Below are 2,688 nucleotides of genomic sequence, written 5' to 3' on the forward strand. Positions count from 1 at the left end.
TCGATGAGGATGACGAGCAGTTTTCGATTACTCTCTCATCGCTTACAAATGTTGATGCTGGAACTTTAGTCGGCGTTGGTACCATTACCGATAACGATGCAGCACCTTCGCTATCGATCTCCGATGCTTCAACGGCCGAGGGAGGAAAGCTCTCGTTTACAATTACTCTTTCTGCTGCTAGTGAAAAGACGGTTACCGTAACGGCTGCTTCTGCCGATGGCTCTGCTACAGCTGCCGATAACGACTATACGGCTCTTGCAAGCACGATTGTAACCTTTGCTCCTGGCGAAACATCCAAGGTCGTGGAGGTACAAACTTCCAATGACGGAAAATATGAAGGTAACGAAGATATATTGCTGAATCTCTCGTTGTCTGCGAATGCTACCATAGCCGATGCGCAAGGTGTAGGCACCATCACCGACGAGGCGGATAAGCCTGAGATAGCAATCGACCCGGCTACAACAGCCGAGGGAGGCAACCTTTCGTTTAGGATTTGGCTTTCTAAGCCTGCTACTGCGCCAGTAACGGTGAGCTACAAGACCTCCGACTTTGCGGCTGCTATTGGCAAGGCTTCGGGAGGAACAGACTACACCGCTGCTCCGCTTACAGCTATTACGTTTGCTGCTGGTACTACCGAGCAAACGGTAGCAGTTGCCTCTTCGAACGACGACGTTTACGAGGGCGACGAAACATTCAAGGTGGAGCTTTCGGGTGCTTCGGCCAACAGCACAATTAGCGCCACGGCCGGTGTTGCCCTAGGTACCATCACCGATGAGGCGGATAAGCCTACCATCACAGTTAGCGATGCGTCGGTTGCTGAGGGTGGTAATCTGGAGTTTGTGGTCTCTCTTTCAAATGCAGCTGTTGCTCCCGTTACGGTAGAGTGCAAGTCGGAAGACTACCTACCTGCTGCGGATGGTAAAGCGGCTGGAGGTACCGACTATCAGGTTGCGGGGCTCGTTACTCTTACATTCCCAGCCAACAGTACGGCTTCTCAAACGGTGACTGTTCCTACCACAAACGATACAAGGTTCGAGGGTGATGAAATAATGAAGTTGGTTCTGGCGAATAGCTCGTCCAACAGCACCATCGCGAAGTCAACAGCAGTTGGTACCATTACCGATGCTGCCGACTACCCTTCGCTGAGCATCACTGGTGCTTCAGTTGCTGAGGGTGGCTCGCTCGGATTTGTGGTAACGCTGAGCAACGAATCGTACTTGCCTATTACGGCTAAGTACTCTACCAGCGATGGTACTGCCAAGGATTCCGACTCCGACTACACTCCTGTCAACCTTGGCACGATTACATTTGCTGCTGGCACAACAGCACTTACCACTACGGTAAATGTCGCCACCATCAACAATAATATTTATGAGGGCGATGAGACCTTAAACGTAACCCTTTCTGATGCAACCAACGCAACGATTAGCGCCACTGGCGGCGCTGCAGAAGGCACCATCACCGATGAGGCTGATAAGCCTTCATTGAGTATTGCTGATGCGGTTTCTGTCAATGAGGGTGGCGATTTATCGTTTAGGGTTTCGTTGAGCAATTTAACAGCGACTCCTGTTACTGTGTTTGCAAAAACGACTGACGGTTCTGCAACTTCTGCAGACAACGACTATACTTCTCTAGGACTAACCAAGATTACGATCCCTGCTCTGGCAGGTTTTGTAGATGTGGCTATTCATACTACTGCGGATGCAACATTTGAGGCTGATGAGGATCTTTTTGTTCAGCTTTCGAATCCGTCTTCTAATGCCTCTATTGCAGCAGATAAGGCTAAGGGTATTATTCTAAACGACGATGCTAAGCCAACGGTTTCCATCGCTAATGTTTCGGCTTCAGAGGGCGATCCTTTGGTCTTCGAGGTTAGACTTTCCAATCCTAGCGATAAGGTTATTACGGTTGACTATACCGAAAGCGACGTTACGGCCACTTCCGGAACCGATTTTACAGCTCTCCCTTCGGGATCATTAACCTTTAATCCGGGTGAGGTGGTTAAGCTTATTAGCGTTCAAACAACGCTCGATGCTTTAGATGAGGCTGATGAAACCTTCTCCATTGCCCTTTCTAATCTGGTAAATGTTGATGCTGGTTCGGTTACTGCGGTAGGCACAATCATAGATGTAAACGCCCTTCCTACCCTTTCGGTAGGCGACGCTACAGTAGCCGAGGGCGGCAAGCTGCAGTTCGTGGTAAGCCTCAGCGCAGCTAGCGGCAAGGCGGTAAGCGTTAAGGCTTCCTCCGCCGATGGTTCCGCAACGATTGCCGATAACGACTACACTTCCGCATCCAACCTAACGGTAACCTTTGCCCCGGGCGAGGTTTCCAAGGTGGTGGAGGTGCCAACTACGGCCGACACCAAGTTCGAGAGCGACGAAACCATATCGCTTGAGCTAACAGATGCCACCAACGCTACCATAGCTGATGGCAGCGCTACCGGAACGATAACCAACGACGATACCAAGCCAACGGTTGCGGTGGGTAGCCCAACGGTTACCGAGGGCGGCGTGCTCGCCTTCGTGGTGAGCCTCAGCAACCCTAGCGATCAGGCCATATCGGCTGGCTACACCGTAGAGGATGGTACCGCCACAATGGGTACCGACTTCGACAACGTGCCCGCGGGTACGCTCTCCTTTGCTGCTGGCGAGACGAGCAAAACCGTGCTGGTACCAACCACCGACG

Annotated in this window: 1 protein-coding gene; it reads left to right on the forward strand. The window is 51.6% G+C overall.

The window, feature by feature from the left end:
- On the forward strand, positions 1–2,688 hold a 2,688-nt coding region (locus L990_RS16640), incomplete at both ends, for a Calx-beta domain-containing protein (protein ID WP_197057321.1).

The sequence above is a fragment of the Alistipes sp. ZOR0009 genome (assembly GCF_000798815.1).
Lineage (GTDB): Bacteria > Bacteroidota > Bacteroidia > Bacteroidales > ZOR0009 > Acetobacteroides.